Origin of the sequence: Leisingera sp. UBA4491, assembly GCF_002388965.1 — a bacterium.
Lineage (GTDB): Bacteria > Pseudomonadota > Alphaproteobacteria > Rhodobacterales > Rhodobacteraceae > Leisingera > Leisingera aquaemixtae.
In genome coordinates this window covers 1-26,612 of sequence record NZ_DGNN01000002.1, presented here as the reverse complement: position 1 = coordinate 26,612, position 26,612 = coordinate 1, and the positions used below count along the sequence as shown (strand labels likewise).

Sequence of the window (26,612 nt, the reverse complement as noted above, 5' to 3'; positions counted from 1 at the left end):
TGCCCGCGATTGCCCGCTTTCGCAAGGCAGCGGAATGCTCTATGGCACGAGGCATGAGCAAAACACCCGCATCCCCCAAGGGCAAACCGGCCCCGAAATCCCAGCCCCGCAAGGCCACCGCAAAACCGGAGGGCGCCGCGCCTGAGGGCGACCGCATCGCCAAGGTCCTGTCGCGCGCAGGCGTCGCCTCGCGCCGCGAGGCTGAGCGCATGATCGCCGAGGGCCGCGTGTCGGTGAACGGCAAGAAGATCGACAGCCCGGCGCTGAACGTGACCGCGAAGGACCGCATCAGCATTGATGGCCAGCCCCTGCCGGAGGCGGAGGCGCCGCGGATGTGGCTGTATTACAAGCCCATCGGGCTGGTGACATCGAACAGCGACGAGAAGGGCCGCACGACAATCTTTGACGAGCTGCCGGAAGACATGCCGCGGGTGATGACGGTCGGCCGCCTTGACCTCAACTCCGAAGGGCTGCTGCTGCTGACCAATGACGGCGGCATCAAGCGCAAGCTGGAGCTGCCTGCCACCGGCTGGCTGCGCCGCTACAGGGTACGGATCAACGGCCGCCCCAAGGACGAGGATTTTGCCCCCCTGCGCAAGGGCCTGGTGATCGAGGGCGAGAGGTTCCAGCCGATGACCGTGTCGCTGGACCGGCAGCAGGGCGCCAACGCCTGGCTGACCGTCGGCCTGCGCGAAGGCAAGAACCGCGAGATCCGCCGCGCGATGGAGGATATCGGCTTCAGCGTGAACCGGCTGCTGCGGGTATCTTACGGGCCGTTCCAGCTGGGCAATCTGAAACCGGGCGAGGTTGAGGAACTGCGCGCCCGCGTGGTGCGCGACCAGCTGGGGCTGGCGGAGGAAGAGGAAATACCGGCGGCCCGCCCGACCCGCGCGCGCGGCGGCAAGCCCGCAGGTAAACCGATGGGCAAGCCTGCAGGTAAACCGATGGGCAAGCCTGCAGGCAAACCGATGGGCAAGCCCGCAGGCAAACGGGTCGGGAAACAGGCCGCGCAGCCTTCGGGCAAGCAGGGCAACCCGGGCAGAACCGCAGGCAAAGCTCCGCCCGCACGCGGCACCCGGCCGGATCAGCGCGGCGGCGGCAAACGGCCCGCCGGCAAGAATCCCCGCCGCTGAGCCATTTCCCGCGGACTTCCCCCTAGCAACAGCGCCAGCTATCCCCTAGATTTCCAATCAGTTAATCTTCGCTGGCCGTTCCTGGGGGAGCTTGCGTGCAAAAAATTGCTTATGTCGCCCTTTTGATCCTGATGTTCGGGCTCAGCACTGGCTGGATCGTGGGGGGCTGAGCGGATGGCACAGCGCTACGGCGGCAAACACAGCCCTGGCAAAAAAACCGGGCCGCACGGCTCCGCTCCGCAGCAGACTTACCGCAACGCGCAGGTGGATCCGGTCGGGATGCGCGCCAACGTGCTGTTTGTGCCGCCTGCCCTCCTGGCCCTGCTGTCGCTGAATGACGGCGCGGCCGGGCTGGCCTTGGGGCTGGCCGGCGCGGGGCTGTGGACAGGCGGCGCCTTCCTGCTGCGCGAAGGGCTCAAGGCCGAAGCCGCCTATGCTGCCCGCAAGGTGGCCCGCAGGCCCGCCCTGCCCCGCAAGATCCTGGCAGCGCTGCTGGCAGGCGCCGGCGCTGCGCTGGCGGCGTGGAAAGGGGAACCCGGCCTGCTGAGCGCCGTGATCTATGGCACGGCGGCGGCCGGCCTGCATCTTGCGGCCTTTGGCATCGACCCGCTTCACGACAAGGGCGCGGAAGGCACCGACACCTTCCAGCGGTCCCGGGTGGCGCGCGCGGTGGATGAGGCCGAACAAAACCTTGCCGCCATGAAGGACGCTGCTCTGCGCGCCCGCGACCGCACGGTGGAGGCACGGGTGGAGCAGTTCCAGTCGGTTGCGCGCGAGCTGTTCCGCACGGTTGAGGAAGATCCCCGTGACCTGACCGCGGCGCGAAAGTACCTGACCGTCTATCTGCAGGGCGCCCGTGACGCGACGGTGAAATTCGCCGATATTTACGCCCGCAGCCAGGACGCCCAGGCCCGCGAAGGCTATTTGGCGCTGCTGGATGATCTGGAACAGAACTTTGCCGCGCGCACCCGCAAGATGCTGGTGGAGGACCGCACGGACCTGACGATTGAGATTGATGTGCTGCGCGACCGTTTGCAGCGCGAGGGGGTCCATCTGGACCGGAACTGATTAGCGAGGAAGCCGTTCATGTCTGAAGCTGTGCAACAGAAGGCCGCCCAGGCCGAGGCCCTGGTTCAAGAGGTCACCGCCATCGAACTGCCGGAACCCGTGGCGGAAGTGCAGCCGCTGGAGCAGGCCGACGCCCCCACCAGCGAAGCCATCCGGGTGCGGATGGACCGGATCGACATGGCCGATACCAATTCGATCATCCATTTCGGCTCTGCCGCGCAGGCGGAGCTGCAGACGATCAGCCAGGCGATGCTCTCGGATGTGCGCAACAAGGATGTGGGGCCTGCGGGCGACAGCCTGCGCAATATCGTGACCACCATCCGCGGCTTCTCCGTTTCCGAGCTGGACATCCGCCGCAAGCCGACCTTCTGGGAGCGGCTTTTGGGCAGGGCCGCGCCCTTTGCCAAGTTCACCGCGCGCTATGAAACCGTGCAGGAGCAGATCGACAGGATCACGGATGATCTCCTGGGCCACGAGCACCGGCTGCTGAAGGACATCAAGTCGCTCGACCTGCTGTATGAAAAGACGCTGGGCTTCTATGACGAGCTGGCGCTTTACATCGCGGCGGGCGAGGCCAAGCTGGCGCAGCTGGACAGCGCGGATATCCCGGCCAAGGAGGCCGAGGTGCAGGCCGCCGCAGAAGGCGATAAGGTCATGAAGGCCCAGGAGCTGCGCGACCTGCGCGCGGCGCGCGACGATCTGGAGCGGCGGGTGCATGACCTGAAGCTGACCCGCCAGGTCACCATGCAGTCGCTGCCTTCGATCCGGCTGGTGCAGGAGAACGACAAGTCGCTGGTGACCAAGATCAACTCCACCCTGGTCAACACCGTGCCGCTGTGGGAGACCCAGCTGGCGCAGGCGCTGACCATCCAGCGCTCGGCCCAGGCGGCCGCCGCGGTGCGCGATGCCAATGACCTGACCAATGAGCTGCTGACTTCCAACGCCGCCAACCTGCGGCAGTCGAACGAGATGATCCGCCAGGAGATGGAGCGCGGCGTCTTTGACATCGAAGCGGTGAAACAGGCCAATGCGGATCTGATCGGCACCATTCAGGACAGCCTGCGGATTGCCGATGAGGGCAAGGCCAAGCGCGCCGCCGCCGAGGCCGAGCTGGTGAAGATGGAGGCCGAGCTGCGCGACACGCTTGCCGCGGCGAAGGCCCGCCGCGACGGGACCGGCGACACGGCCGGCACCGCGGTGCCGAACTGAAGGCGGTGGCAGGCCTGCAGGCATATAAGGCGGTTTGGAAAGGCGGCGCGGCGCTGGCCGGCCTGGCAGCCCTGGCGGCATGCCTGCCAGCTTCCCAGCCGGAATCGCTTGTGCCGCAGCCCCGCCCGGCGGTGCCGCAGCCTGCGGTTTACAAACCCTCCGCCGACAGCGCGCAGCTGGCCTATTACTACAACGCCCTGCAGCGCGACCTGCTGACCCGCGGCCTGCTGCGCACCGATGGCGGCGGCCCGGACACGCCCTATGACGCCGAGGATCTGGCGGAGAGCTTCGAGGCGCTGGCGTTTTACGACGAATACGGCGGCTCCGGCATTTCCGGCGGCTTGGGCCGCTGGGCAGGCCCGGTGCGGATCGCGGCGGAGTTCGGCCCTTCGGTGCCGGCCGCCCGGCGCGCAGAGGACCGCGAGACCCTCAGCGCCTATGCCGCCCGGCTGGCCCGGATCACCGGCCATCCGGTCGCCACCGTGGCCGCGCGCGGCAACTTCCACGTGATCTTTGCCAGCCTCGACGACAGCGCCTTTGTCGCCGAGCGGGTGCGCGAGCTGCTGCCTTCGATCAGCGCCAGGGACCTGTCGCTGCTGGCCGCGCCGCCGCGCAGCTTTTACTGCCTTGTGGTGGCGGGCGGGCCGCAAAGCGACCCGCTGTCCTACACCCGCGGGGTGGCGCTGATCCGGGCCGAGCACCCGGACCTGGTGCGCAGAAGCTGCGTGCATGAGGAAGTGGCGCAAGGGTTGGGCCTGAGGAACGACAGCCCGCGGGCGCGGCCCTCGATCTTCAACGACGATGACGAATTTGCGCTGCTGACCAGCTTTGACGAAAAACTGCTGCAGATGCTGTATGATCCAAGACTGACAACTGGGATGAGCGCCGAGGAGGCCCGCCCCATCATCCGCATTCTCGCCCGCGAGGCGATGGGCCAGGAACTGTAGGCCGCCAAAGGAAGAGGACCTGAAACATGGGTATTTTCGATTTTCTCAAAGGCGAATTCATCGATGTCATTCACTGGGTAGATGACACCCATGACACCATGGTCTGGCGGTTCGAGCGTGAAGGCCATGCGATCAAATACGGCGCCAAGCTGACGGTGCGCGAGGGCCAGGCGGCGGTGTTCGTGCATGAGGGCCAGCTGGCGGATGTGTTCACACCCGGTCTCTACCTGCTGGAGACCAACAACATGCCCGTGATGACCACGCTGCAGCATTGGGACCACGGCTTCCAGTCCCCGTTCAAGTCGGAAATCTACTTTGTCGACACCACCCGGTTCAGCGACCTGAAATGGGGCACCAAGAACCCGATCATCTGCCGCGACCCGGAATTCGGCCCGGTCCGGCTGCGCGCCTATGGCACCTATACGATCAAGGTCGCCGACCCGGCGCGCTTCCTGTCGGAGATCGTCGGCACCGATGGCGAGTTCACCATGGACGAGATCTCCTATCAGATCCGCAACATCATCGTGCAGGAGTTCTCCCGCGTGATTGCCGGCTCCGGCATTCCGGTGTTGGACATGGCCGCCAACACTGCCGATCTGGGCAAGCTGGTGGCGGCGGAAATTTCCGGCACCCTGGCGGAGTACGGGCTGATGATGCCGGAGCTCTACATCGAGAACATCTCGCTGCCGCCCGCGGTGGAGGAAGCGCTGGACAAGCGCACCCAGATGGGCGTGCTGGGCGATCTGGGCCGTTACACCCAGTTTTCCGCCGCCGAGGCGATGACCGCCGCGGCCAGAACCCCGAACAGCGGCATGGGCGCAGGCATGGGGATGGGCATGGGAATGGCGATGGCCCAGCAGATGGGCCAGGCCCTACAGGGAGGCGCCCCCTCTCAGGCAGCGGGTCAGCCGGCCGGGCCATGGGGCGCACGGCCCGCACCCGCTGCGCCGCAAGCGGCTGCGCCCGCGGCACCGCCCCCGCCGCCGGTGGAGCATGTCTGGCACATCGCGGCGGACGGTCAGACCTCCGGGCCGTTTTCCAAGGCTCGGATGGGGCGGATGGCGCAGGACGGCAGCCTGACGCGGGACACCCACGTCTGGACGCCGGGCCAGGACGGCTGGAAACGGGCGGGCGATGTGATGGAACTGGCGCAGCTGTTCACCATCCTGCCGCCGCCGCCCCCGCCCCCGCCGGCCCCGCCAGCCGGCTGAGCCTTGGCTGCGGCGGTGTCCGGACCGCGATCCCGCCGCGCTCATTCCTTCTGTTGAATTATCACCGCAGGTTTCCCTCCCCGTGACGATGCCCCCGCCGCCGCCAGCCGCCAGCGCGCCCTCTGCCCAGGAGGACAGCCACCGCTTCCCCTGCCCCAATTGCGGTTCCGATTACCGTTTCGACCCGAACGCAGGCGCGCTGATCTGCGATCACTGCGGCCACCGCGAAGAGGTGCGCAGCGGGCCGTGGAAGGGCTCCGCCCTGCGGGAGCTGGACTTCCGCACTGCCGTGGCCGAGCAGCTGCCGGAGGCAGAAATCGAAGTCACCCGCGTCTCCGTCTGCCCGAACTGCGCAGCCCAGGTCGAGTTCGACCCGGACACCCACGCCAAGGAATGCCCCTTCTGCGCCACACCGGTCGTGACCGGCACCGGCGAAAACCGCCACATCAAGCCGAAGGGCGTGCTGCCCTTTGCGGTCACGGAGCGCGTCGCGCACAAGGCGATGACCGATTGGCTGGGGCAGCTGTGGTTCGCACCCGGCGGGCTCAAGGACTATGCCCGCAAGGGGCGGCGGATGCAGGGGATCTATGTGCCCTATTGGACTTATGACGCCCAGACCCGCAGTTCCTATACCGGTCAGCGCGGCACCGTTTACTATGTCACCGAAACCTTCCAGCGGGACGGCAAGATGCAGACCCGGCAGGTGGCCAAGGTGCGCTGGCGGCCCGCCTCCGGCCGGGTGCAACGGTTCTTTGACGATGTGCTGGTGCTGGCTTCCAAAAGCCTGCCGAAACGCTATACCGAGGCGCTGGAGCCCTGGGACCTGTCACAGCTTGAACCCTATCAGCCGCAGTATCTGGCCGGCTTCCGGGCCGAAGCCTATGCGGTGGAGCTGGAGGCTGGCTTTGCGGAGGCAGGACAGAAAATGGAGCGCGTCATCGAGCGCGATGTGCGGTTTGACATCGGCGGCGACCGGCAGCGCATCAGCAGCATCGACACGCAGATGTCCGGTGTGACCTTCAAACACATCCTGCTGCCGGTCTGGCTGGCAGCCTACAAGTACCGCGGCAAGACCTACCGTTTTGTGGTCAACGGGCAATCAGGCCGGGTGCAGGGCGAGCGGCCCTATTCCGCGTGGAAGATCGCCATTGCGGTCATTCTGGCGCTCGCCATTGCTGCGGGCATCGCCCTGCTGGCCAGCCAGCAATAACCCCTGAACATGCGGAAGGGGGAGCTGCCTCCCCCTTCCTGACCCGGCCAATGCCTGTTCCCGGCTGCTGGCGGGAACCAAGACCGCTCCCTGTCAGCCTTCTGTCAGCCCTTACTGATCTCGATCTTGCGGGCGGTCTCTGGCTGCTCCAGCGCCTTTTTCGGCACAGAAATATGCAGCACACCGTCCTCCATTCTGGCAGAAGCCGCCTGACCGTCAGCATCTTCCGGCAGGCGGAAGGAGCGGCGGAAGGCACCATACTGGCGTTCGCTGAAATACCAGGTGTCGCCTGTCTTCTCGGACTGGGTTTTCTTCTCGCCGCGGATCGTCAGCACGCCGTTGTCCACGGTCAGCTCAACATCGCCCAAGGCAACGCCCGGAAGCTCCATCGCAATATCGTAGGCTTCCTTGCCCGAAGAGGCCTCAGTCGCGGGATTGAGCCAATCGGCGAGACGGGTTCCGAAGCTTCGGAACGGATCATAAAGCGACGGCCAGAAACCGCCATGTTCGGTTTTTTCCACCATAGTCCAGCCTCCTTTCCTGTTACGGCCCATAGTAGCTCTGACGCTGCGGCACGGCTTTGATCCGGCGCAAGCGGGGCGCTTGCGCAAAAGAAATTCTGACGCCAGTCTGGCCGTCAGCCGCCTGGAGGGACTGGACGTGACACCGGATTTGCAAAGCCTGAACACCCTGTTTGACGCCCGCCACAGCTGCCGGGCCTTCCGCCCGGAGCCGGTGCCGCGCGCCGTGATCGAAGACATCCTGCGCACCGCGCAAAAGGTGCCGTCCTGGTGCAACGCGCAGCCCTGGAAGGTGACGGTCTGCAGCGGTGCCGAAGCAGATCGCCTGCGGGCCGCCCTTCTGAAGGCGGCGGAGGGCGGCGGCCACAGCCCGGACCTGCCCTTTCCCGATGGCTACTCGGCTGAGTACCAGCAGCGGCGGCGGGACTGCGGCTGGGCGCTTTATGAGGCGGTCGGCGTGCAGAAAGGCGACCGGGCCGGGTCGGCGCGGCAGATGATGGAGAATTACCGGCTGTTCGGCGCTCCGCATTGCGCAATCCTCTCCTCCCCGGCAGAGCTGGGGTCCTACGGCGCGATGGATTGCGGCGGCTTTGTTGCCGCCTTCACCCTGGCTGCCCGGGCGGCTGGGGTTGCCAGCATCCCGCAGGCGGCGGTTGCCTCCTTTGCGCCGCTGCTGCATGAACTGCTGGAGATACCGGACGACCGGATCATCCTCTGCGCCATTTCCTTTGGCTATGGTGACGAGGACCACCCGGCCAACAGCTTCCGCACCAGCCGGGCGGCGCTGGAGGACTTTGCGGACTGGCGCGGCTGAGGCAGGACAAGGACGGGCACACATGCGGGCATTGATACAGCGGGTCAGCGAGGCCTCGGTCACGGTGGATGGCGAGACCCTGGGAGAGATCGGGCCCGGCCTGCTGATCCTGGTCTGCGCCATGCAGGGCGACAGCGAGGCGCAGGCGGATCAGCTGGCGGCGAAGATCTCCAAGCTCAGGATCTTCAAGGATGAGGACGGCAAGATGAACCGCTCGGTGCTGGACACCGGCGGCAGCGCCCTGGTGGTCAGCCAGTTCACCCTGGCCGCAGACACCCGGCGCGGCAACCGGCCCGGATTTTCAGCAGCCGCCGCCCCGGCTGAGGGCGAGCGGCTGTATGAATACTTCGCCGGCCGGCTGGCACAGCTTGGTTTGGAAACAGCCAAGGGACGGTTTGGCGCCGACATCAAAGTGCGGCTGCTGAACGACGGCCCGGTGACCATCTGGATGGACACCGAACAGCTCTGACAGGCCCGCGCAGCCCTGCCCCGCCCGGCCCGTCTGAACCGCACTGGCGGCCGCTTGATCCAGGCGCCGGAGGCGGCGTTTTCAGGCCAGAAAGCATCGATTCTCCCCCAGTTACCGCCAACACTTGGCACCATCCCGGCCAATTCATAAAAAATCCGTCATTCTCGCGCACAAAAATTTCTTGTCGCATTCCAGATGTTTTTTTGATTTACACCCGGCATGGCAGCCAAAAACGGCACCTTGCTTGAGAAAGGCGACCTGCCTTCTACGGGCCTCACCGGCGTGTATGCCGCCTCACCAAGCGCTCCGCGAATAACGCTTGCTAGGTTGCGGCAAATGCGCAAATCTTGAACCATCAATCAAAAAACAGGTGCCTGGAGCACCGCAACCAATCGGGAGAACTCAATGAACAGACACATGCAGTATCTGGCCAGTCAGGCTGTGGCGGGCAAACTTTCGCGCCGTGACTTCCTGGGCAAGGCCGCCGCACTGGGCTTTACCGCTGTATCCGCCAACCTGCTGCTGTCCAGCGCCGCCAAGGCGGCCGGCCCGCAGAAAGGCGGCACTATCCGTCTCGGCCTGCAGGGCGGGTCCACCACCGACAGCCTGGATCCGGCGCTGGTCACCAATACCGTTGGCCTGATGGTCACCCGCCTGTGGGGGGAAACGCTGGTCGAGCTGGCAGAGGACGGCGGCATCGAAGGCAAGCTGGCCGAAAGCTATGAAGCCTCGGCCGACGCCAAGACCTGGACCTTCAAGCTGCGCTCCGGCGTGACCTATTCGAACGGCCAGAACGTGACCGCCGAAGATGTGGTCAAGACGATGGAGCGCCACAGCGGCGAAGACACCAAGTCGGGCGCCCTGGGCATCATGCGCGGCATCAAGGACGTGCGCGCGGACGGCGACAGCGTTGTCTTCGAACTGGACAGCCCGAACGCCGACCTGCCCTATCTGCTGGCCGACTACCACCTGATCATTCAGCCGGGCGGCGGCATGGACGATCCGGCAGCCGCCATCGGCACCGGCCCCTACATCATGAAGTCCTCCGACATGGGCGTGCGCTTCGTGGCCGAGAAGAACCCGAATTACTGGGGCGATCTGGGCAACGCGGACACCGTGGAAATCATCGTCATCAACGACGACACTGCCCGCGTCGCGGCGCTGCAGTCCGGCCAGGTGGATGTGATCGACCGGGTGCCGCCGCGCACCGCGAAACTGGTGGACCGTGCGCCGAACATCACCGTGCATTCGACCTCCGCGGCCGGCCATTACGTGTTCATCATGCATTGCAACACCGCGCCGTTCGACAACAACGACGTGCGCCTGGCGCTGAAATACGGCATCAACCGCCAGGAAATGGTCGACAAGATCCTGAACGGCTACGGCACCGTCGGCAACGACACCCCGATCAACGCCTCCTATCCGATGTACACCGAGCTGGAACAGCGCCAGTTCGACCCGGACAAGGCGATGCACCACCTGAAGAAGTCCGGCCACGACGGCTCGATCCTGCTGCGCACCTCGGACAACTCCTTCCCGGGCGCGCCGGACGCGTCTGCGCTGTTCCAGCAGTCGCTGGCAGGCGCCGGCATCAAGCTGGACGTCAAGCGCGAGCCGAACGACGGCTACTGGTCGGAAGTCTGGAACAACAAGCCGTTCTGCACCAGCTACTGGGGCGGCCGTCCGACACAGGACCAGATGTTCACCACCGCTTACCTGTCCACCGCGGACTGGAACGACACCCGGTTCAACAACGAGCAGTTCGACCAGATGCTGGTGGCCGCACGCGGCGAACTGGACGTTGCCAAGCGGACGCAGATGTATGCCGACATGTCGACCATCCTGCGCGACGAAGGCGGCCTGATCTGCCCGATGTTCAACGACTTCGTCGAGGCAACCACCGACAAGGTCGACGGCTTTGTCGAGGGCATCCCGGGCCAGGTTCTGATGAACGGCTATGCGGCCAGCAAGCTGTGGGTCAAAGCCTAAATGTCCCCGGTTGTAAAACTTTTGGCTCAGCGCATCGCGCTGAGCCTCCTGCTTCTTTTGCTCATCTCAGTGGTGATCTTTGCCGGCACGATGGTGCTGCCCGGCGATGTCGCCCAGTCGATTCTGGGCCAGTCGGCAACCCCGGAAGCGCTCGCCAACCTGCGGGCAGAGCTGGGTGTCAACGATCCGCCCGTGCAGCGCTATTTCGCCTGGCTGTTCGGTGCCATCCAAGGCGACCTGGGAACTGCGCTCACCAGCGGCCAGGATATTTCCGAAGCCCTCGCCAGCCGCTTCTGGAACACGCTGTTCCTCGCATTCTGGGCTGCCGTGGTGGCGGTGCCGCTGGCCATCTTCCTGGGCCTGGTCGCCGTCCGCTTCAAGGACCGCTGGCCCGACAAGCTGATCTCCGGCGTAACCCTCGCCTCGATCTCCATCCCCGAATTTCTGATCGGCTATGTGCTGATGTATCTCGTCGCAGTGAAGCTGCGATGGTTCCCGTCGGTGGCGATGATCAACGACAACATGAACCTGTTCGAAAAGCTCAACGCGATCGCCCTGCCCATCGCCGTGCTCACCCTGGTTGTGCTGGCGCATATGATGCGGATGACGCGGGCCGCGATCCTGAACGTGATGCAGTCGGCCTATATTGAAACAGCCGAGCTGAAGGGCCTCAACGCCTTTCAGGTGATCTACCGCCATGCTTTCCCGAACGCCATTGCCCCGATCGTCAACGTGGTGATGCTGAACCTCGCCTATCTGGTGGTCGGCGTTGTGGTGATCGAGGTGGTGTTCGTCTACCCCGGCATGGGCCAGTATCTGGTTGACCATGTGTCCAAGCGGGACGTGCCTGTGGTGCAGGCCTGCGGCCTGATCTTTGCCGCTGTCTATATCGGTTTGAACATGATCGCTGACATCGTCGCCATTCTGAGCAACCCGCGCCTGAGGCACCCGAAATGAAGAATATCCCCATTTCCGCACTCATCGGGCTGTTCTTCACGGCCCTGTACTTTCTCGGCGCGATCTTTGCGCCGCTGCTGGCCCCCTATGGGGTGGGTGAAGTGGTTGGCGACGTCTGGGAACCCGCCAGTTCCGACTTTCTCCTGGGCACCGACAACATCGGCCGGGATCTGCTGACCCGGATGATCTACGGCGGCCAAACCACGATCTTCATCGCCACCGCTGCAACCTTGCTGTCTTTTACGACCGGATCCATTCTGGGCTTCATCGCCGCCGAGGCCGGCGGCTGGCTGGATCAGGCGATGTCGCGGTTTGTCGACCTGATCATGTCGATCCCGACGCTGATCTTTGCCCTCGTCGTGCTATCGGTCATGCCGGTGACCATCCCGATCCTGATCGTGGTGATGGGTCTGCTGGACTCGACCCGGGTCTACCGGCTGGCGCGGGCGGTTGCGGTCGATATCGAGGTGATGGACTACGTCGAGGCCGCGCGCCTGCGCGGCGAGAAGACCTCCTGGATCATCTTCCGTGAAATCCTGCCCAACGCGCTGTCGCCGCTGGTGGCCGAGATGGGGCTGCGGTTCATCTTTGCGGTGCTGTTCGTCTCCACCCTGTCCTTCCTGGGCCTGGGTGTGCAGCCGCCGGCAGCCGACTGGGGCGGCATCGTGAAGGAAAACAAGGACGGCATTGTCTACGGCATTCCTGCGGCCCTGATCCCGGCCTTTGCCATCGCCACCCTGGCGATCTCGGTCAATCTGGTGGCTGACTGGGTGCTGAACCGGACCACATCGCTGAAAGGAGGCCGCGGATGAGCGATACCCTGTTGAAAGTCCGCGACCTGAAAATCGGCGCGACCATCTATCCGCCGGGCGAAAAGCCCCGTGATATCGAGATCGTGCACGGGGTCAGCTTTGACCTCGCGCCCGGCAAGGTGCTGGGGCTGATCGGGGAATCCGGTGCCGGCAAATCGACCATCGGCCTGGCCTCCATGGCCTATGGCCGCGGCGGTGTGAAGATCACCGGCGGCGAAGTCTGGGTCAACGGCCGCGACGTCCTCAAGTCCAAGCTTGGCGACATCCGCAAGCTGCGCGGCGGCGAGGTCACCTATGTGTCGCAATCCGCGGCAGCCTCCTTCAACCCGGCCAAGAAAATCATGGAGCAGGTGGTCGAGGCCGCGGTGGAGCAGAAGAAGTTCTCCCGCAAGGAGGCCGAGGCGCGGGCACGGACCCTGTTTGCCAAGCTGGGCCTGCCGGATCCGGAGAACATCGGCGAGCGCTACCCCCACCAGGTGTCGGGCGGCCAGCTGCAGCGCTGCATGACCGCGCTGGCACTGTGCCCGGAGCCGGATCTGGTGGTGTTCGACGAGCCGACAACCGCGCTCGACGTGACCACCCAGATCGACGTGCTGATGGCGATCAAGGAAGCGATCCGCGACACTGGCGTTGCCGCGCTCTACATCACCCACGATCTGGCAGTCGTGGCGCAGGTCAGCGACGACATCATGGTGCTGAAGATGGGCAACACGGTCGAATACGGCCCTGTCGACCAGATCATCAACAACCCGCAGGAGGAGTACACCCAGGCGCTGGTCTCGGTGCGCTCCATCGAGCATGAGGAAAAGGCCCCCACCGCGGAGCCGGTGCTGAGCGTGCGCAACATCACCGCGCGCTACAAGGGCACCCAGTTCGACGTGCTGCACAATGTGAACGTCGATCTGTACCCCGGCCAGACCCTGGCGGTGGTGGGCGAGTCCGGCTCCGGAAAGTCCACCCTCGCCCGCGTGATCACCGGCCTTCTGCCGCCGCGCGAGGGTGAGATCGAATTTGCCGGCCGCACCCTCTCGCCCGACCTCAAGGGCCGCAGCCGCGAAGACCTGCGCGAGCTGCAGATGATCTACCAGATGGCGGACGTCGCGATGAACCCGCGCCAGACCGTCGGCACCATCATCGGCCGCCCGCTGGAGTTTTACTTCGGCATGCGGGGCAAGGAGAAGCGCAAGCGGATCATCGAGCTGCTGGACGAGATTGAGCTGGGCGAGAAGTTCATGGACCGCTATCCGGCAGAGCTGTCCGGCGGCCAGAAGCAGCGTGTCTGCATCGCCCGCTCGCTGGCGGCCAAGCCCAAGATGATCATCTGCGACGAGGTCACCTCGGCGCTGGACCCCTTGGTGGCGGACGGCATCCTGAAGCTGCTGCTGGAGCTGCAGAAGATCGAGGATGTCGCCTATCTGTTCATCACCCACGATCTGGCGACTGTGCGGGCCATCTCCGACAACATCGCGGTGATGTATCAGGGCAAGGTGCAGCGCTACGGCAGCAAGTCCAAGGTGCTGAGCCCGCCGTTTGACGATTACACCGATCTGCTGCTCAGCTCCGTTCCGGAAATGAAGCTCGGCTGGCTGGAAGAGGTGATCGCCCACCGCAAGATGGAAAGCGCCGGCAACTGATTCCACCGCTGGATGCAAAGCCCCTGCCCCGCTGCGGGCGGGGGCTTTTTCTTTTTTCCGGCGTTTCTGTTTTGTGGTACTTTGTCGCCACTGGGAGAGTGCGGCGATACCAGCCGCAAGCAAGAAAATCATGACCGAGCGCAGCTGATTTCCTGCAGGCCGGCCCCGAAACCTCCGGGCAGTTTTGCTTTTCACGCAGAACAGGAGGGAATGTCATGACGGATTGGGCCATTCACGGACAGGAAATCGGCAACTGCAACTGCAATCCCGGGTGCCCCTGCCAGTTTTCCCAACTGCCCACGGACGGCACTTGCGAGGCTTTGCTGACCTACCGCATCGACAAGGGGCATTACGGCAGCGTCAAGCTGGACGGCCTGTATGCTGCGGTTCTCTATAAATGGCCGGGTCCGGTGCACGAGGGCAACGGCCAGATGCAGATGATTATCGACGAACGCGCAACGGACGAGCAGCGCGCAGCGCTGGAAGCGATCATGACAGGCAAAGACACGGACGAATTTGCCACCATGTTCTCGGTGTTCAGCCTGATGAGCCCGACCCGGCACGAGACGCTGAGCGCGAAAATCTCACTGGACTATGACGCGGAGAGCGGCACCGGCACCGCAACAGTGGGCAGCTATGCAGAAACCAAGGTGCAGCCGATCCCGAACATTGTCTCCGGTGATCCGCATTTCATCAGCATCACGCTGCCGAACGGGTTTGAGTTTTCCAAGGCCACCATGGCATGCGGCACCACCCAAACCCGCAATGCAGCCATCAGCCTGGAAAAGAACAGCGGAACCCACGCCCATATCGCCGAGTTGCACCTGACCGGCAGAGGCGTTGAGCGCGCGGCCTGAGAACGCCACGCCGCGAGCCCAGCACAGCACGGGGCCCGCGGAATGGCTGGCGCGCCGTGGCGAAGCCGTGGTGCTGGGCGCCGCGGCCATCGTTGTTGCGCTCAGCGCGGCCTATACGGTGCTTGGCGCGGGCATGGAAATGACCGCGGTCGAAATGACCCGGATGGCCGGCCCCATCGGCGAACCGATGCAGATGGGACCCGGCACCGCCTGGACGGCGGGCTATGCCGGTCTGATCTTTCTGATGTGGTGGCTGATGATGATCGCCATGATGACCCCCAGCGCGGCCCCTGTCCTGCTGCTGTTCACCGCCCTCAAGAAAGCCGGCTCAAGCCCCGCACGGGCACCGCTGCTCAGCCTTTTGTTCCTGAGCGGCTACCTGCTGGCCTGGGCAGTCTTTTCACTCGCCGCCACCGCTGTGCAGTGGGGGCTGGAAACCGCTGGCCTGTCAAACGGGCCTATGATGTCGCTCAGCAGCCGTGCCCTTGCGGGGGCGCTGCTGCTGGCGGCGGGCGCCTATCAGTTTACCCCCTGGAAGCACGCCTGCCTCTCCCACTGCCGGACGCCGGTTCAATTTCTGACCGCGCACCACCGCACAGGCATGGCTGGTGCTGTACTGATGGGCGCCCACCATGGCGCATACTGCCTGGGCTGCTGCTGGGCGCTGATGCTGCTGCTTTTTGCGGGCGGGGTCATGAACCTGTACTGGATCGCCGGTATTGCGCTCTACGTGCTGGCCGAAAAGCACCTGGCGCGCGCCCGGCTGTTCGCTCCGGCCGCTGGCCTCCTGCTGATGCTTGCCGGCGCCAGCCTGCTGGCCACCGCGTTCTGAGCCGCGGCAGGCCTGCCCTCCCCCAACATGGTGCCGGTTTCAGACCATCCCTTCGCTTTTTGAATGGCGCTTCAGGAAACTGACATCAAAATGGGGCACCGAAGCCACTGCAAGGCAAAGAGGGATTCGGGCCATGGACACAAAACTTCTGCTCATCATTCTGGACGGCGTGCCCTGGCGCAACTTCCGCCGCCTGTTCGGCAACCTGGAAGGCTGGGTGGACAGCGGCGACGCCCGCGTGTGGAAGCTGCGCAGCGTGCTGCCGTCGATTTCCGCCAGCTGCTATGCCTCGATCCACACCGGCGTGGCCCCCGCCGTTCACGGCTGCACCGGCAACGCCAACGTGTTCCGGCTGAAGGAGAAGGACGTGTTCAGCCAGGTCCGCGCGGCAGGCGGCGTCACCGGGGCCGTGGCGCACAGCTTCTGGTCGTCCTTCTTCAACCGCCACCCGTTCGACTGCGTGCGCGACATCGAATATGACGAACCGGAGAGCAAGACCATCAGCCACGGCCGGTTCCACACCATGACCGGTTACGGCAAGGACAATCAGATGACCCCGTCAGATGTTGACCTGTTTGGCACGCTGACCAATCTCTGCCTGCGCTTCGGCCTCGACTACGGGATGCTGCACACCTGCACGCTGGACAGCATGGGCCACCGCTATTTCCACGACTGCCAGGAGATGGACCACGCCTGTTTCGTGATGGATGAGATGCTGGCACCCTTCATCACCCGCTGGCGCGATCTGGGCTATGAGGTGATCGTCACCGCCGACCACGGCCAGGACGAGCGCGGCCATCACGGCGGCCGCAGCCCGCTGCAGCAGGAAACCGCGCTCTATTACTTTGGCGAGGCCGACGGCCCCGACCACAGTGACGTCATCGACCAGCGCCAGCTGGCCCCGACCATTCTTAAGCGGCTGGGCGCGCCCATTGCCGAAACCATGAAGGCAGAGCCGTTCCTGAGGTAACGCGATTACGGCGGCCCGTGTGCTATTATGGCCCTCAGCCGCCGTTTTCAGTTGCCGGAAAGGACTGCCATGAAATCCCTTGCTGCCGCCTTCTGCCTGTTTGCCGCGCCGGTTCTGGCCGGCGACACCTGCCACGACCTTTGGTTCACCCGGAACGCGGTGATCGACCGGGCCGGCTACTGCTTCGGCTCGCCGCTGGGCCAGGCCGTCTTTGACAACCGGGGCTGCCTTGGCAAATCCGTTTCGCTGCCGCCGCAGGACGAAAGGCTGGTGGCACAGGTCAAGCAGATGGAGGCCCGCATCGGCTGCCGGGTGAACAACAAGCAGACCTACCTGAACCTGCAAGACCTCCATCTGCGCTACCAGCTGTGGGACCTGCCGGTGCATGACGAGTTCGAAGGCGCCTGCCTGGGCTGGCTGGGGCCGGCGATGGGCCTGCGGGCCGGGCACCGGCCGGATGCCCCGCTGGTCGGGCGGATCAATCCCGGCGACTACGTCAAGTTTTCCCATATCCCGGTGGGCAGCTGGACCTATGTCACCACCTCCGGCCCGGACTGGCAGGTGATCAGCGGCGGCTGGCTGGATACGTCGCAGTACGAGGAGCGGTGCCGGGATTTTGCCGGCTAGGCGTTCCTAATCGTCATAGGCCCAGATGCCCTGCCCCAGCGCTTCGATGGCAACCGAGATCCGCTCAAAGCTGTCACGGGCGCGGCTGACGCTGTGGCGGGCGCGCAGATAGCCGTGGATCAGACCCGGCTCGTTGATCCAATGCGCCTTGCCGCCGTCACCGAGGATGCGGTCCCGGTAATCGCGCGAGTCGTCGCGGACCGGATCGCAATCGGCTGTCACCAGAACCGTCGGCGGCAGGCCGGAAAAATCGCTGTCCTGAAGCGGTGCAAACAGCGGATCGCTCTTGGGCGCTGCGCGGTCCGTGCGGATGTTCATGTAATACAGCACATCCTCGCGGGTCAGCATCGGCGCCTGGGCGTGTTCGATGTAGGAGCCCTGGTCCGTATCACCGCCAAAGACGCCGTAGATCAGCACCTGACCCAGCAGCGCATCGGTCCGGCCCCGGGCGTGGTGCGCCACCGCAGCGCAGATGTTCGCCCCGGCGCTGTCGCCCGCCAGCACAATCCCCTTGCCATAGGTCTTTTCGACCCAGTTCAGCACCGTCCAGGCATCTTCGAATGCGGCGGGGTGCTTGTGCTCCGGGGCCAGCCGGTAATCCACCGCCACCACCCTGTAGCCGGTCTGGGCACAGAGCTCGGCGCAGATGTCGTCGTGGCTGTCCAGCCCCCCCACGACAAAACCGCCGCCGTGGCAGAACAGCACCGTGCGGGTGGGATCGCCCGCTGTATAGATCCGCACGGGCACCCCGCCGGCCCGGGCGTCCTTGAAGGTGACGAAGTCCGGGCGCGGCGCCCGGAACTCCCGGGCCATGCAGTCATAGATGCGGCGCTGCTCGTCTATGGACATGTCCGTGGCGTCATCGGGATAGAGCTCGCCGGTCTTCTGGATGAAATCCCAGGTCTCCTCGTCGATCAGCCGTTCATAGTCCATCTGCGAGCCTCCCTGCACGCCGCGTTTTCCCGAGCCTAGGCAGAGATTCCCGCAAATGGAATGCCTGAATGGAAAAGCGCCCCGCAGGGCGCCCTTTGATGTTGCATCGGATGACAGCGGTCACGCTGCCGCGGCAGGCTCCCACGGCCGGGTGAAGCTGTTCAGAACACCGTTGATATCCGCCTCCGAGCTGCCGTTGGCGGCGACCTGCGCCACCAGCCCCCGCTTCTTGTCATCAATCACGCTGACAACCCGCGCAGCGATTCCAGCCTGTTCCAGCGCCCCGTTGTAGACACGGGTGATCGCCAGTTTGCGCAGATCAGGCTTGAACACCTTGCCCACCGCAGTTTTCGGCAGCTCATCCAGCACCGTCAGATGCTTGGGGATCGCCGCGCGCTCATGCACGTGGATCTTGCAGTATTCCAGCAGCTCCTTCTCGCTGACCGAAGCGCCATCGACCAGTTCGACAAAGGCGCAGGGCAACTCTCCGGAATGGGCGTCCGGCTGGCCGATCGCGCCGGCAAAGGCCACCGCGGAATGCCCCAGAAGCGCCTCCTCGATCTCAGCCGGGTCGATGTTGTGGCCTCCGCGGATGATCAGATCCTTGGCGCGGCCGGTGATCCACAGGTAGCCATCCTCGTCGATGCGGCCCAGATCGCCGGTGCGCAGGAATTTCTCCTGATAGTAGAGATCCACGTTCTTGTCGGCTTCGGTATAGGTGCTGCCGGCAAAAACCCCGGGGTTGGACACGCAGATTTCGCCCACCTCGTCCACCCCGCATTCCAGCGGGCCGCCGTTGGTCTGTTTGACGATCCGCACGTCCGTATAAGGGAACGGAATGCCGACAGAGCCGACCTTCTTCTCGCCGCCGGGCGGGTTGCAGGACACCAGGCAGGTGGCCTCGGTCAGGCCATAGCCCTCGACTATGGTGACGCCGGAGGCGCTTTCGAACCGCTTGAACAGCTCCATCGGCATCGGGGCGGAGCCGGAAAACGCCGTCTTCACGGTCGAGATATCCGCATCCACCGGCCGCTGCATCAGCGCCGACACCGCGGTGGGCACGGTGATGACAAAGGTGATCTTCCAGCGCTCGATCAGCTTCCAGAAATTGTCGAACACCCCCTCGCCGCGGTAGCCCTGCGGCGTCGGGAACACCACATGCGCGCCAGAGGCCACCGCCGCCATCATGATCACATGCACAGCAAAGACATGGAACAGCGGCAGCGGGCAGATGATGTTGTCTTCCTCGGTGAACAGCAGGGTGCTGCCCAGCCAGCCGTTATAGACCAGGCCCGAATACTTGTGCTGCGCCACCTTGGGCATGCCCGTGGTTCCGCCGGTGTGGAAATAGCAGGCCACCCGGTCGCCGGTGCTGTCCGCAAAGGCCAGCGTCTTGGGGTGTTTCGCCATCTCCTTGGCAAAGCTCATGTAATCGGCATGCGCGGCCTTAGCCTGGTTATCCAGCTTGGGCCGTACCAGCGGGACGATCCAGGATTTCGGCGGCGTCAGATAGCGGTTCAGATCCACCTCCAGCACCGTGTTCACCCCCGGCGCGTGGCGCACTGCCTCGGCCACTTTCTGCGCCACGTCGGTCTTGGGGAAAGGCCGCAGGGTTACAACCACCTTGGCCTTTGTCTCGCGCAGGATCGAGGCGATCTGCTCCGGCTCCAGAAGCGGGTTGATCGGGTTCACAATCCCCGCCACCGCGCCGCCCAGCATGGTCACCAGCGTCTCGTTGCAGTTGGGCAGCACATAGGCCACCACGTCCTTTTCACCGATACCCAGCGCGCGGAACATGTTGGCTGCCTGGCTCACCTGCTCCTTCAGCGTGCGCCAGGTCAGGGTTTCCGCCTTGTCCTTGGGGCCAGAAAAGATCTGATAGCTGACCGCATTGCTGTCCGGATACTTGTCCGCCGTGCGCGACAGCAGCCCATACAGCGTGGCTGGCAAATCCCGCGCCTCGTACGGCATTTCATTCTGCAGCGCGTTACGGTCCGTAATCCCGCTAAAACCCATTCGTCTCCTCCCCGTACCCCCGGTGTCTCGGGGTGTGTTCTCGTTCGCCACAGACTATTGGAAACACGCATTTGCGCAAGCTCCGGCACGGGGTCACGTCAAGGCAGGTTGCGGCATGACGTGACGCCAATTCCACCGGGAACCGGCCTTCTGCCGCAAAAAACGCCCCGGACAAGGTCCGGGGCGCCTGGAATCATGCAAATGGCAGCGGTTACTCCGCGGCCAAACCCTCGGTGAACTGCAGCTTGGCAAGGCGCGCATAAAGGCCGCCCTGCGCCACCAGCTCATCATGGCTGCCGGTGGCGACGATGCGGCCCTGGTCCATCACCACGATGCGGTCCGCCTTCTTCACGGTGGCCAGACGGTGCGCCACGATCAGCGTGGTGCGGCCCTGGCTCAGCTCATCCACCGCGGCCTGCACCAGCCGTTCGCTTTCTGCATCCAGCGCCGAGGTCGCCTCGTCCAAGAGCAGCACCGGCGCGTCCCGCAGGATGGCGCGTGCAATGGCGATCCGCTGCTTCTGCCCGCCCGACAGCATCACGCCCCTTTCGCCGACAAAACTGTCATAGCCGTCCGGCAGCGTGGAAATGAACTCATGCGCCGCGGCAGCCTTGGCAGCGGCTTCCACATCCGCATCGGAGGCGCCGGGGCGGCCAAACCGGATGTTCTCGCGGGCCGAGGCGGCAAAGATCACCGGGTCCTGCGGCACCAGCGCGATATGGCGGCGGAACTCATCCCGCTGCAGGTGTTTCAGCGCCACACCGTCCAGCTTCACCGCGCCCTGGTTGGGATCATAAAAGCGCTGCAGCAGCTGAATGATGGTGGTCTTCCCTGCACCCGACGGGCCGACAAAGGCCACAGTCTCACCGGGCCGCACCGTCAGCGACACATCCTCCAGCGCTGAGACGTCCGGCCGCGACGGATAGCGGAAGGAGACATTCTCAAATGCGATCTCCCCCCTGACCGGCGCAGGCAGCACCTGCGCGGCCGCCGGATCCACCACGGTGTCCTCGGCGTTCAGCAATTCCACCAGCCGCTCGGTTGCCCCGGCGGCCCGCTGCAGCTCGCTCCAGATCTCCGACAGCGCCGCCACCGAGCCAGCAACCAGAACCGCGTAGATCACGAACTGGATCAGCGTGCCCTCGGTCATCACGCCGGCGCGCACGTCGTTGGCCCCCATCCACAAAACGCCGACAATGCCGGAAAACACCAGGAAGATCACGATCACCGTCAGATAGGCCCGCGTCCGGATGCGGCGGCGTGAGACGTCAAAGGCGGTTTCGGTCATCTCGCCGAACTTCAGGCGGCTGGCGTTTTCATGGGTAAAAGCCTGCACCGTCTGCACCGCCCCCAGCGCCTCGCCCGCGTTTCCGGACGACGCCGCGATCCAGTCCTGGTTCTCCTTGCTGATCGCACGCAGACGGCGGCCCAGGAACAGGATCGGCACGATCACCGCCGGCACGATCAGCAGCACCATCGCGGTCAGCTTGGCCGAGGTCAGCAGCATCAGCACCATGCCGCCCAGGAAAATCAGCAGGTTGCGCAGCGCGATCGACACCGACGAGCCCAGCACCGACTGAATCAGCGTGGTGTCCGTGGTGATCCGGCTCAGCACTTCTCCGGTCATGATGCGTTCGTAGAACTCCGGGCTCATGCCGATCACCCGGTCAAACACCGCCTTGCGGATATCGGCCACCACGCGTTCGCCCAACCGGGTCACCAGCGCGTAGCGCACGCCGGTGCCCACGGCCAGCAGCGCGGCGATGACCAGCGCAGCGCTGAAATAGAGGTTCAGCAGCTCGGAGTCGGAGATCCGGAAATTGTCCACCACCCGGCGCACCGCCAGCGGCAGCGTCAGCGACAGCGCCGCCGTCAGCACCAGCGCGCAGGTGGCTGCAAACATCAGCCCCCGGTAGGGCCGCATGAACGGCCACAGGGCCGAGAGCACGCCAATTTTCCGGGACTTTTCCCGCTCCTGTTCCGCGTTCGGGGCCGCTTGTCTCCGCGCCATTCCGGATCCTTCTGCACTTTTGGTCTTGCGGGCCTGGAACCCGCGCATTTGCCAAGGTTCATGGCCCCGCAGGCTCCGCACGTCAAGCGCAGAGCAGTTTCAAACTGTGTATGAGAATGGCAACGGCCCGCGTCACACTGTATCAGCAAAGGCTTGGTATCAGCGCGGCGCTTGGGCAGGCAGTGCGGGGAAGGTCTGGAGCGGGTAGCGGGAATCGAACCCGCACCTTAAGCTTGGAAGGCTCTTATGATACCATTTCACCATACCCGCTCAGGACATCTGCTGATTTATGGGAAGCGCCGGAGAAGGTCAACCACCTTGAATTGCTTTCTCCCGGGGCGGTCGGAAAATTCTCTGCGGCCCTTGCGGAACGCCCCCCAAGCTCCCCAAATGACAGGATAATCCCGCTGCCCGGCAGCCCCCTCAACAATCCGGACGCACGCTGTGACCCAAAGCCCGCAAACCGCCGTTATCACCGCCCACGGACAGCCCTCCGCCCCCGGGCCCGCCGAAGCGGATCTGGCAAGCCTCGCGGCGGAAGTTGCCGCGTTTTTACCGGGCTGGGACATCCGCTCCGCCACTCTCGCCACGCCGGAGCGGCTGGAGGAGGTGACGGCAAATGGCGCTGTCGTCTACCCGTTCTTCATGTCGCAGGGGTATTTCACCGCCAAGGTGCTGCCAGCGCGCCTGAACGGGATCAGCTGCCGCATCGCGGCGCCTTTCGGCCTGGATGCCGCCCTGCCGCCTCTGGCGGCCCAGGCTGTTCATGAAGCGGCGCAGGCGCAGGGGTGGAATACGGACGGGCTCCACCTGCTGCTGGCCGCTCACGGCTCCGCGCGCGGCCCCAAGGCGGCCGAGGCCGCCGAAGACTTCGCCGCCAGACTGCGCCCGCTGCTGCCCGGCTGCACGGTCACCCCCGGCTACGTCGAACAGGACCCGCGTATTGAAACCGCGGCGGCGCAGCTGCCCGCCCGCGCCCTTTGCCTGCCGTTCTTTGCCCAGGCCGGCGACCACGTGAAAGAGGACATTCCCGCAGCGCTGGAGGCGGCCCGGTTCGGCGGCGCGGTGCTGCCGGTCACCGGCGCGCTGCCGGGCGTTCCCAAGCTGATCGCCGCGGCCATCCGCACCGCAGCCTTGGACGTCGAACCCTGACCAAACCCCGGCCCGGCGGGATTCTACCCAACCGGAAAGAAAAATAATATTCGGCCAGGGCAAAGGCAAAACGCCTCTTGCGCCAGCGCAGTGCATGTGATTAATCACGCCTTACACCACGGATGGCGAGTTGGCGGAGTGGTGACGCAGCGGATTGCAAATCCGTGTACACCGGTTCGATTCCGGTACTCGCCTCCAAAATTTCTCAGCGAAAACATGGACTTATCGGCTGGCGGCAATCAGGTCGATTGTCCGCGAACAGTATAGACACAGTACGGCGCAAAATAATGTTCCTGCGATGCGATCAGCCCAGAGTGGTTCCTCACCGGGCCCCAAGGGCTCAAGCACGCGAAAATTGACTTGGAGGGAACACGCTAGGATAAGTGGGAAAAACAAATTGTTAGATGATTGAGGACTGGCAGTGACGCTCGATATCCGCGGTAGCCTGAAGAACACTCGCATCAGTAAGAACCCACTGGTGGTCGTGGACGAGCTGCTGGCGAACTCGATCGACGCGTTCCTGATCCGAAAGAGGGATGAGGCCGATGCGGTCGCCCTGGACGTGACGCTCCAGGTGAAAGCTACGAAAGCGGACTTGCTGGGCGAGGAGTACGACCTTGAGATCACCTGCGAGGACAACGGTTGCGGTCTTGGGCCAGACCAGCGCAAGGCCTTCCTGACTAAGGACACCTCCTACAAGGACGACCTCAACATCCCTGGCATCGGGAAATGTAAGGGAACCGGTCGCGTCCAGTTCTTCCACCACTTCACGGCTGTCTCACTGTCGTCCATCTACAGAGAGGGGGACGGGTTTAAGCACATCTCCCTGCCTTTTCGGCGCGATCGCAAGACCATCGAAGAGACCGATTTCACGATGGAAGCGCGGGATACGGGCGAAGTCGGGACCCAGATACGCCTATCGCACGTGGTGTCGAGGCTGCGCGAGACCAACCTATCCGTCGCCAGCGTGCATCGGACGTTCACCGCCGAGGCGATCAGACAGCACGTTCTCTTCAATCTGCTGCAAAGGGTCGTCAGTCTTAAGGATGACCTCGGCGAGTTCCAGATCAAGTTCGTCAGTGACCTTGGGGCACCAAGTCCGAACAGACACTGACGCCCACTGACATCCCGGAGCACACGTCCGTGACGCCGATCACCGTCGAACACGTCGAAGGTGAGGACACGGTATCGGCCGACTTCACCATAACGCACTACAAGCTGGACGAGACGCAGTACCCGTTGCCTCGCAACATCATAGGCTTGTGTGCTAAGGCCTCGATCGCTGAACTCATCACGGGTCGCTATCTCAAGACCAAGACGCTCGAGAACAACGCCATTGAAGGCTATTACCACATTGTCCTCGTCGAAGGGGCCCTGTTGGATGACGGTGTGAACGAGCAACGCGATGGGTTCGACAAGATACCTGTAGACGACGGCTCAGGCGACCTCTTCGGAGGGATGCAGGTCACTTTTGAGGACATTTTCTCGGTTCTCGACGACAAGGTGCAGGAGCTCATAACGCCACCTGATTGGTCCAGGGACACGATCGTGAAAGACGTGGCGCAGGACTTCGGCGTCTCTGAGGAGATGCTCTCGTACTCGAACACGCGCGTGAAGTTCGGGGACACGCCGAAAGAGGTCGCGAAGCGTGTCTTGACGAACCTTCAGGAGCAGGTGGTCAACGAGACTTCCAGCCTTTCGGCCATGAAGGAAGCTATCAAGGGGCTTGCACCTGACAGCGAGGACTTCCGGCGCCAGATCGACGACCTGTCGTGGGAATACGCATCTTCGCTCAAGACTATGGACATGGCCAACCTCTCACAGCTGGTCGTTCGCAGGTCAGCTCTGATCGACGTGCTGGACCTAGCCGTGAATGAGGGCCTCAACGTCCAGACCGAACTACCGGACGGACAGCGCCGCAAGAACGAGGCCCTGATACACAGCATCTTTTTTCCAATGCGGAAGGACAGTGAGGAGGTCTCGGACCACGACGTCTGGTTGCTCAGCGAGGAGTATCACTACTACGACTACATCGCCTCCGACATGCCATTAAACCAGATCAAATGGGACAACGGCCAGAACATCTTCGAAGCCGACGTCGATGATGCCGTCGGTGATCTGCTCAATCGGATAGGTGACGAGAACGGGGGCTGCCGCCCGGACATAGCGCTGTTCCACGAAGAAGGCTCCGTCGTGATCGTTGAGTTCAAGGCGCCGGGGGTCAGTCTCGACGAGCACGACAACGACCTGATGGAGTACGCCACACTGCTCGCGGCGAAATCTGGTGGGAAGCTGAAGAAGTTCTATGGTTACCTGATCGGTGACACCATCAACGCGATCCGCCTGCGCGGTTACAATCGTCTGCCCGGCGAGAACGGCTTCTTCAGCACCGACGACGTAAAAGAGCCGCAAAGCCAGGCCACACTTGGTCAACTCTACTCGGAGCTCCTGTTCTACGGGGACGTCGTGGATCGAGCTCGCAAACGTATTGGCGTCTATCGCGACCGGCTGAAGCTGCCGAAGACGTAACGTTACTTTCGCAGAAGGTTCTCTACCTTTGAAAGCAAGCCTAGAGCCTCCTCCCGTCGGCCGAGTTGATCCTCACCGGTTGCGTCGGGAGACCAAGGCGGTCCGCCTTGGGAACGCCGAGCCTCGTCGTCGGTCGGAACGTTTTCCCCGGCACGGATCATGGCGGTGCGTAGGTCCTCGGCGTCCCGATGCTTAAGACGAGCCTCGGGGTAAGCTCGCATAGTCGTATCGTGGACCTGTTCGTTGGTCGATCCGTCCAGGATCAACTCGCGCATCGTCTTTTCGATCAGGAGTTCTTTGGTGGATTTCGGCTCGGTGCTGCCATCTGGCGGCGAAGTTGACAGCTCCAGGCCGGCTTGGCGAGCTGCATTCTTGAGTTCGGTCTCCGTCGGAACATCCTCGCCGTTCGATCTGAGCTGGTTTCTGTACCAAACGATCGACGCCATCTTCGTATTGCCGTCGGGGTGCAGACGCTTGACCTCGTCGAGGACCTCGTGATTTCGCAGACCACGCCTGATCGCGTCGTCCGCGACTTGTCCGATATTCCTAGTGTCTTTCGCCAAAAGCGATCCTCCGCAGAATCACACACCACCACGGGTTGATCCTAGCGGAGGAAACGTTCGCAACAAAGGGTTTAGGGCGCCTTCGTCTTGCGACGCATGGGAACGTCCACGCCCTTTGACCTGCCGCCCGCGAAATCCCTCACCATGA

General features: G+C 64.0%; 24 protein-coding genes and 2 tRNA genes. 20 read left to right on the top strand and 6 right to left on the bottom strand.

What is annotated here, in order from left to right; genetic code table 11:
• Positions 1 to 53 precede the first annotated feature (53 nt).
• The 6 genes from B2P87_RS00460 to B2P87_RS00435 all read left to right on the top strand — a co-directional run bounded on the left by B2P87_RS00460 (position 54) and on the right by B2P87_RS00435 (position 6,778).
• Positions 54 to 1,133, top strand: coding sequence for a pseudouridine synthase (locus tag B2P87_RS00460; RefSeq protein ID WP_244940719.1), 1,080 nt, complete (start codon positions 54 to 56; stop codon positions 1,131 to 1,133).
• Positions 1,134 to 1,307: 174 nt separating this feature from the next.
• Complete coding sequence (locus B2P87_RS00455) at positions 1,308 to 2,201, top strand: 5-bromo-4-chloroindolyl phosphate hydrolysis family protein (RefSeq protein WP_141890751.1); 894 nt, start codon at positions 1,308 to 1,310, stop codon at positions 2,199 to 2,201.
• A gap of 18 nt (positions 2,202 to 2,219) precedes the next feature.
• Complete coding sequence (locus tag B2P87_RS00450) at positions 2,220 to 3,410, top strand: toxic anion resistance protein (protein WP_141890752.1); 1,191 nt, start codon at positions 2,220 to 2,222, stop codon at positions 3,408 to 3,410.
• 53 nt (positions 3,411 to 3,463) lie between these two features.
• Positions 3,464 to 4,357 (top strand): DUF2927 domain-containing protein, encoded by an 894-nt coding sequence (locus B2P87_RS00445; RefSeq protein WP_167510285.1) that lies wholly within the window; start codon positions 3,464 to 3,466, stop codon positions 4,355 to 4,357.
• Positions 4,358 to 4,383: 26 nt separating this feature from the next.
• Entirely contained in the window at positions 4,384 to 5,568 is a 1,185-nt protein-coding gene (locus tag B2P87_RS00440) for an SPFH domain-containing protein (protein ID WP_141890754.1), read from the top strand.
• A gap of 88 nt (positions 5,569 to 5,656) precedes the next feature.
• Positions 5,657 to 6,778 (top strand): TFIIB-type zinc finger domain-containing protein, encoded by a 1,122-nt coding sequence (locus B2P87_RS00435; RefSeq protein WP_141892088.1) that lies wholly within the window; start codon positions 5,657 to 5,659, stop codon positions 6,776 to 6,778.
• A 104-nt stretch (positions 6,779 to 6,882) separates the two neighbouring features.
• Here the strand turns inward: B2P87_RS00435 and B2P87_RS00430 are convergent, their stop codons facing one another.
• On the bottom strand, positions 6,883 to 7,302 hold the full coding sequence (locus tag B2P87_RS00430) for an Hsp20/alpha crystallin family protein (RefSeq protein ID WP_058285839.1): 420 nt from the start codon (positions 7,300 to 7,302) through the stop codon (positions 6,883 to 6,885).
• Positions 7,303 to 7,432: 130 nt separating this feature from the next.
• Here B2P87_RS00430 and B2P87_RS00425 point away from each other — a divergent pair, with 130 nt between their 5' ends.
• The 10 genes from B2P87_RS00425 (at position 7,433) to B2P87_RS00380 (ending at position 17,260) form a co-directional block, all read left to right on the top strand.
• The gene (locus tag B2P87_RS00425; protein ID WP_141892089.1) at positions 7,433 to 8,113 is read left to right on the top strand and encodes a nitroreductase; all 681 of its coding nucleotides are present in this window, start codon (positions 7,433 to 7,435) and stop codon (positions 8,111 to 8,113) included.
• A 22-nt stretch (positions 8,114 to 8,135) separates the two neighbouring features.
• Positions 8,136 to 8,582 (top strand): D-aminoacyl-tRNA deacylase, encoded by a 447-nt coding sequence (gene dtd / locus B2P87_RS00420; protein ID WP_141890755.1) that lies wholly within the window; start codon positions 8,136 to 8,138, stop codon positions 8,580 to 8,582.
• 405 nt (positions 8,583 to 8,987) lie between these two features.
• Positions 8,988 to 10,571 carry an ABC transporter substrate-binding protein gene (locus B2P87_RS00415; RefSeq protein WP_058285841.1) on the top strand — a complete coding sequence of 528 codons (1,584 nt, stop codon included), beginning with the start codon at positions 8,988 to 8,990 and terminating at the stop codon, positions 10,569 to 10,571.
• Complete coding sequence (locus tag B2P87_RS00410; protein WP_058285842.1) at positions 10,572 to 11,528, top strand: ABC transporter permease; 957 nt, start codon at positions 10,572 to 10,574, stop codon at positions 11,526 to 11,528.
• Entirely contained in the window at positions 11,525 to 12,340 is an 816-nt protein-coding gene (locus B2P87_RS00405) for an ABC transporter permease (protein ID WP_058285843.1), read from the top strand. The genes B2P87_RS00410 and B2P87_RS00405 overlap by 4 nt, the downstream gene beginning before the upstream one ends.
• On the top strand, positions 12,337 to 13,974 hold the full coding sequence (locus B2P87_RS00400; RefSeq protein WP_058285844.1) for an ABC transporter ATP-binding protein: 1,638 nt from the start codon (positions 12,337 to 12,339) through the stop codon (positions 13,972 to 13,974). Before B2P87_RS00405 ends, B2P87_RS00400 begins: the two co-directional genes overlap by 4 nt.
• A 215-nt stretch (positions 13,975 to 14,189) precedes the next feature.
• Positions 14,190 to 14,831, top strand: a complete 642-nt coding sequence (locus B2P87_RS00395) for a DUF1326 domain-containing protein (protein WP_141890756.1) — start codon at positions 14,190 to 14,192, stop codon at positions 14,829 to 14,831.
• On the top strand, positions 14,815 to 15,663 hold the full coding sequence (locus B2P87_RS00390) for a DUF2182 domain-containing protein (RefSeq protein WP_244940721.1): 849 nt from the start codon (positions 14,815 to 14,817) through the stop codon (positions 15,661 to 15,663). Before B2P87_RS00395 ends, B2P87_RS00390 begins: the two co-directional genes overlap by 17 nt.
• A 133-nt stretch (positions 15,664 to 15,796) precedes the next feature.
• Positions 15,797 to 16,633, top strand: coding sequence for an alkaline phosphatase family protein (locus B2P87_RS00385; RefSeq protein WP_141890757.1), 837 nt, complete (start codon positions 15,797 to 15,799; stop codon positions 16,631 to 16,633).
• 69 nt (positions 16,634 to 16,702) lie between these two features.
• On the top strand, positions 16,703 to 17,260 hold the full coding sequence (locus B2P87_RS00380) for a DUF4453 domain-containing protein (protein WP_141890758.1): 558 nt from the start codon (positions 16,703 to 16,705) through the stop codon (positions 17,258 to 17,260).
• 6 nt (positions 17,261 to 17,266) lie between these two features.
• On the opposite strand, the gene B2P87_RS00375 is transcribed toward B2P87_RS00380, so the two are convergent.
• The 4 genes from B2P87_RS00375 to B2P87_RS00360 form a co-directional block, all read right to left on the bottom strand.
• Positions 17,267 to 18,193: an alpha/beta hydrolase gene (locus tag B2P87_RS00375; RefSeq protein ID WP_141890759.1), complete on the bottom strand. Its 927-nt coding sequence runs from the start codon at positions 18,191 to 18,193 to the stop codon at positions 17,267 to 17,269.
• A gap of 120 nt (positions 18,194 to 18,313) precedes the next feature.
• On the bottom strand, positions 18,314 to 20,209 hold the full coding sequence (locus tag B2P87_RS00370; RefSeq protein WP_141890760.1) for an acyl-CoA synthetase: 1,896 nt from the start codon (positions 20,207 to 20,209) through the stop codon (positions 18,314 to 18,316).
• Positions 20,210 to 20,420: 211 nt separating this feature from the next.
• Positions 20,421 to 22,220, bottom strand: a complete 1,800-nt coding sequence (locus B2P87_RS00365; RefSeq protein WP_141890761.1) for an ABC transporter transmembrane domain-containing protein — start codon at positions 22,218 to 22,220, stop codon at positions 20,421 to 20,423.
• 196 nt (positions 22,221 to 22,416) lie between these two features.
• A tRNA-Gly gene (locus B2P87_RS00360) sits at positions 22,417 to 22,490 on the bottom strand.
• Between the two features lie 174 nt (positions 22,491 to 22,664).
• Between B2P87_RS00360 and B2P87_RS00355 the strand changes: the two genes are divergently transcribed.
• The 4 genes from B2P87_RS00355 to B2P87_RS00340 all read left to right on the top strand — a co-directional run bounded on the left by B2P87_RS00355 (position 22,665) and on the right by B2P87_RS00340 (position 25,901).
• Positions 22,665 to 23,372, top strand: a complete 708-nt coding sequence (locus B2P87_RS00355; RefSeq protein WP_141890762.1) for a CbiX/SirB N-terminal domain-containing protein — start codon at positions 22,665 to 22,667, stop codon at positions 23,370 to 23,372.
• A gap of 124 nt (positions 23,373 to 23,496) precedes the next feature.
• Positions 23,497 to 23,570 (top strand) — tRNA-Cys (locus tag B2P87_RS00350).
• A gap of 223 nt (positions 23,571 to 23,793) precedes the next feature.
• A complete protein-coding gene (locus tag B2P87_RS00345; protein ID WP_141890763.1) occupies positions 23,794 to 24,486 on the top strand; it encodes a hypothetical protein in 693 nt (230 codons plus the stop codon).
• A 29-nt stretch (positions 24,487 to 24,515) separates the two neighbouring features.
• Complete coding sequence (locus B2P87_RS00340; RefSeq protein ID WP_208764489.1) at positions 24,516 to 25,901, top strand: hypothetical protein; 1,386 nt, start codon at positions 24,516 to 24,518, stop codon at positions 25,899 to 25,901.
• A gap of 2 nt (positions 25,902 to 25,903) precedes the next feature.
• Here B2P87_RS00340 and B2P87_RS00335 read toward each other — a convergent pair whose 3' ends face one another.
• Positions 25,904 to 26,464 carry a hypothetical protein gene (locus B2P87_RS00335; RefSeq protein ID WP_141890764.1) on the bottom strand — a complete coding sequence of 187 codons (561 nt, stop codon included), beginning with the start codon at positions 26,462 to 26,464 and terminating at the stop codon, positions 25,904 to 25,906.
• Positions 26,465 to 26,612 lie beyond the last annotated feature (148 nt).

Excerpts from the sequence above, each read along its gene's own strand:
- B2P87_RS00365 (WP_141890761.1), bottom strand. The coding sequence starts at position 22,220 with ATGGCGCGGAGACAAGCGGCCCCGAACGCGGAACAGGAGCGGGAAAAG.
- B2P87_RS00385 (WP_141890757.1), top strand. The coding sequence starts at position 15,797 with ATGGACACAAAACTTCTGCTCATCATTCTGGACGGCGTGCCCTGGCGC.
- B2P87_RS00455 (WP_141890751.1), top strand. The coding sequence starts at position 1,308 with ATGGCACAGCGCTACGGCGGCAAACACAGCCCTGGCAAAAAAACCGGG.
- B2P87_RS00375 (WP_141890759.1), bottom strand. The coding sequence starts at position 18,193 with ATGGACTATGAACGGCTGATCGACGAGGAGACCTGGGATTTCATCCAG.
- B2P87_RS00450 (WP_141890752.1), top strand. The coding sequence starts at position 2,220 with ATGTCTGAAGCTGTGCAACAGAAGGCCGCCCAGGCCGAGGCCCTGGTT.
- B2P87_RS00410 (WP_058285842.1), top strand. The coding sequence starts at position 10,572 with ATGTCCCCGGTTGTAAAACTTTTGGCTCAGCGCATCGCGCTGAGCCTC.
- B2P87_RS00435 (WP_141892088.1), top strand. The coding sequence starts at position 5,657 with ATGCCCCCGCCGCCGCCAGCCGCCAGCGCGCCCTCTGCCCAGGAGGAC.
- B2P87_RS00395 (WP_141890756.1), top strand. The coding sequence starts at position 14,190 with ATGACGGATTGGGCCATTCACGGACAGGAAATCGGCAACTGCAACTGC.
- dtd (WP_141890755.1), top strand. The coding sequence starts at position 8,136 with ATGCGGGCATTGATACAGCGGGTCAGCGAGGCCTCGGTCACGGTGGAT.
- B2P87_RS00400 (WP_058285844.1), top strand. The coding sequence starts at position 12,337 with ATGAGCGATACCCTGTTGAAAGTCCGCGACCTGAAAATCGGCGCGACC.
- B2P87_RS00460 (WP_244940719.1), top strand. The coding sequence starts at position 54 with ATGAGCAAAACACCCGCATCCCCCAAGGGCAAACCGGCCCCGAAATCC.
- B2P87_RS00415 (WP_058285841.1), top strand. The coding sequence starts at position 8,988 with ATGAACAGACACATGCAGTATCTGGCCAGTCAGGCTGTGGCGGGCAAA.
- B2P87_RS00370 (WP_141890760.1), bottom strand. The coding sequence starts at position 20,209 with ATGGGTTTTAGCGGGATTACGGACCGTAACGCGCTGCAGAATGAAATG.
- B2P87_RS00405 (WP_058285843.1), top strand. The coding sequence starts at position 11,525 with ATGAAGAATATCCCCATTTCCGCACTCATCGGGCTGTTCTTCACGGCC.
- B2P87_RS00430 (WP_058285839.1), bottom strand. The coding sequence starts at position 7,302 with ATGGTGGAAAAAACCGAACATGGCGGTTTCTGGCCGTCGCTTTATGAT.
- B2P87_RS00380 (WP_141890758.1), top strand. The coding sequence starts at position 16,703 with ATGAAATCCCTTGCTGCCGCCTTCTGCCTGTTTGCCGCGCCGGTTCTG.
- B2P87_RS00440 (WP_141890754.1), top strand. The coding sequence starts at position 4,384 with ATGGGTATTTTCGATTTTCTCAAAGGCGAATTCATCGATGTCATTCAC.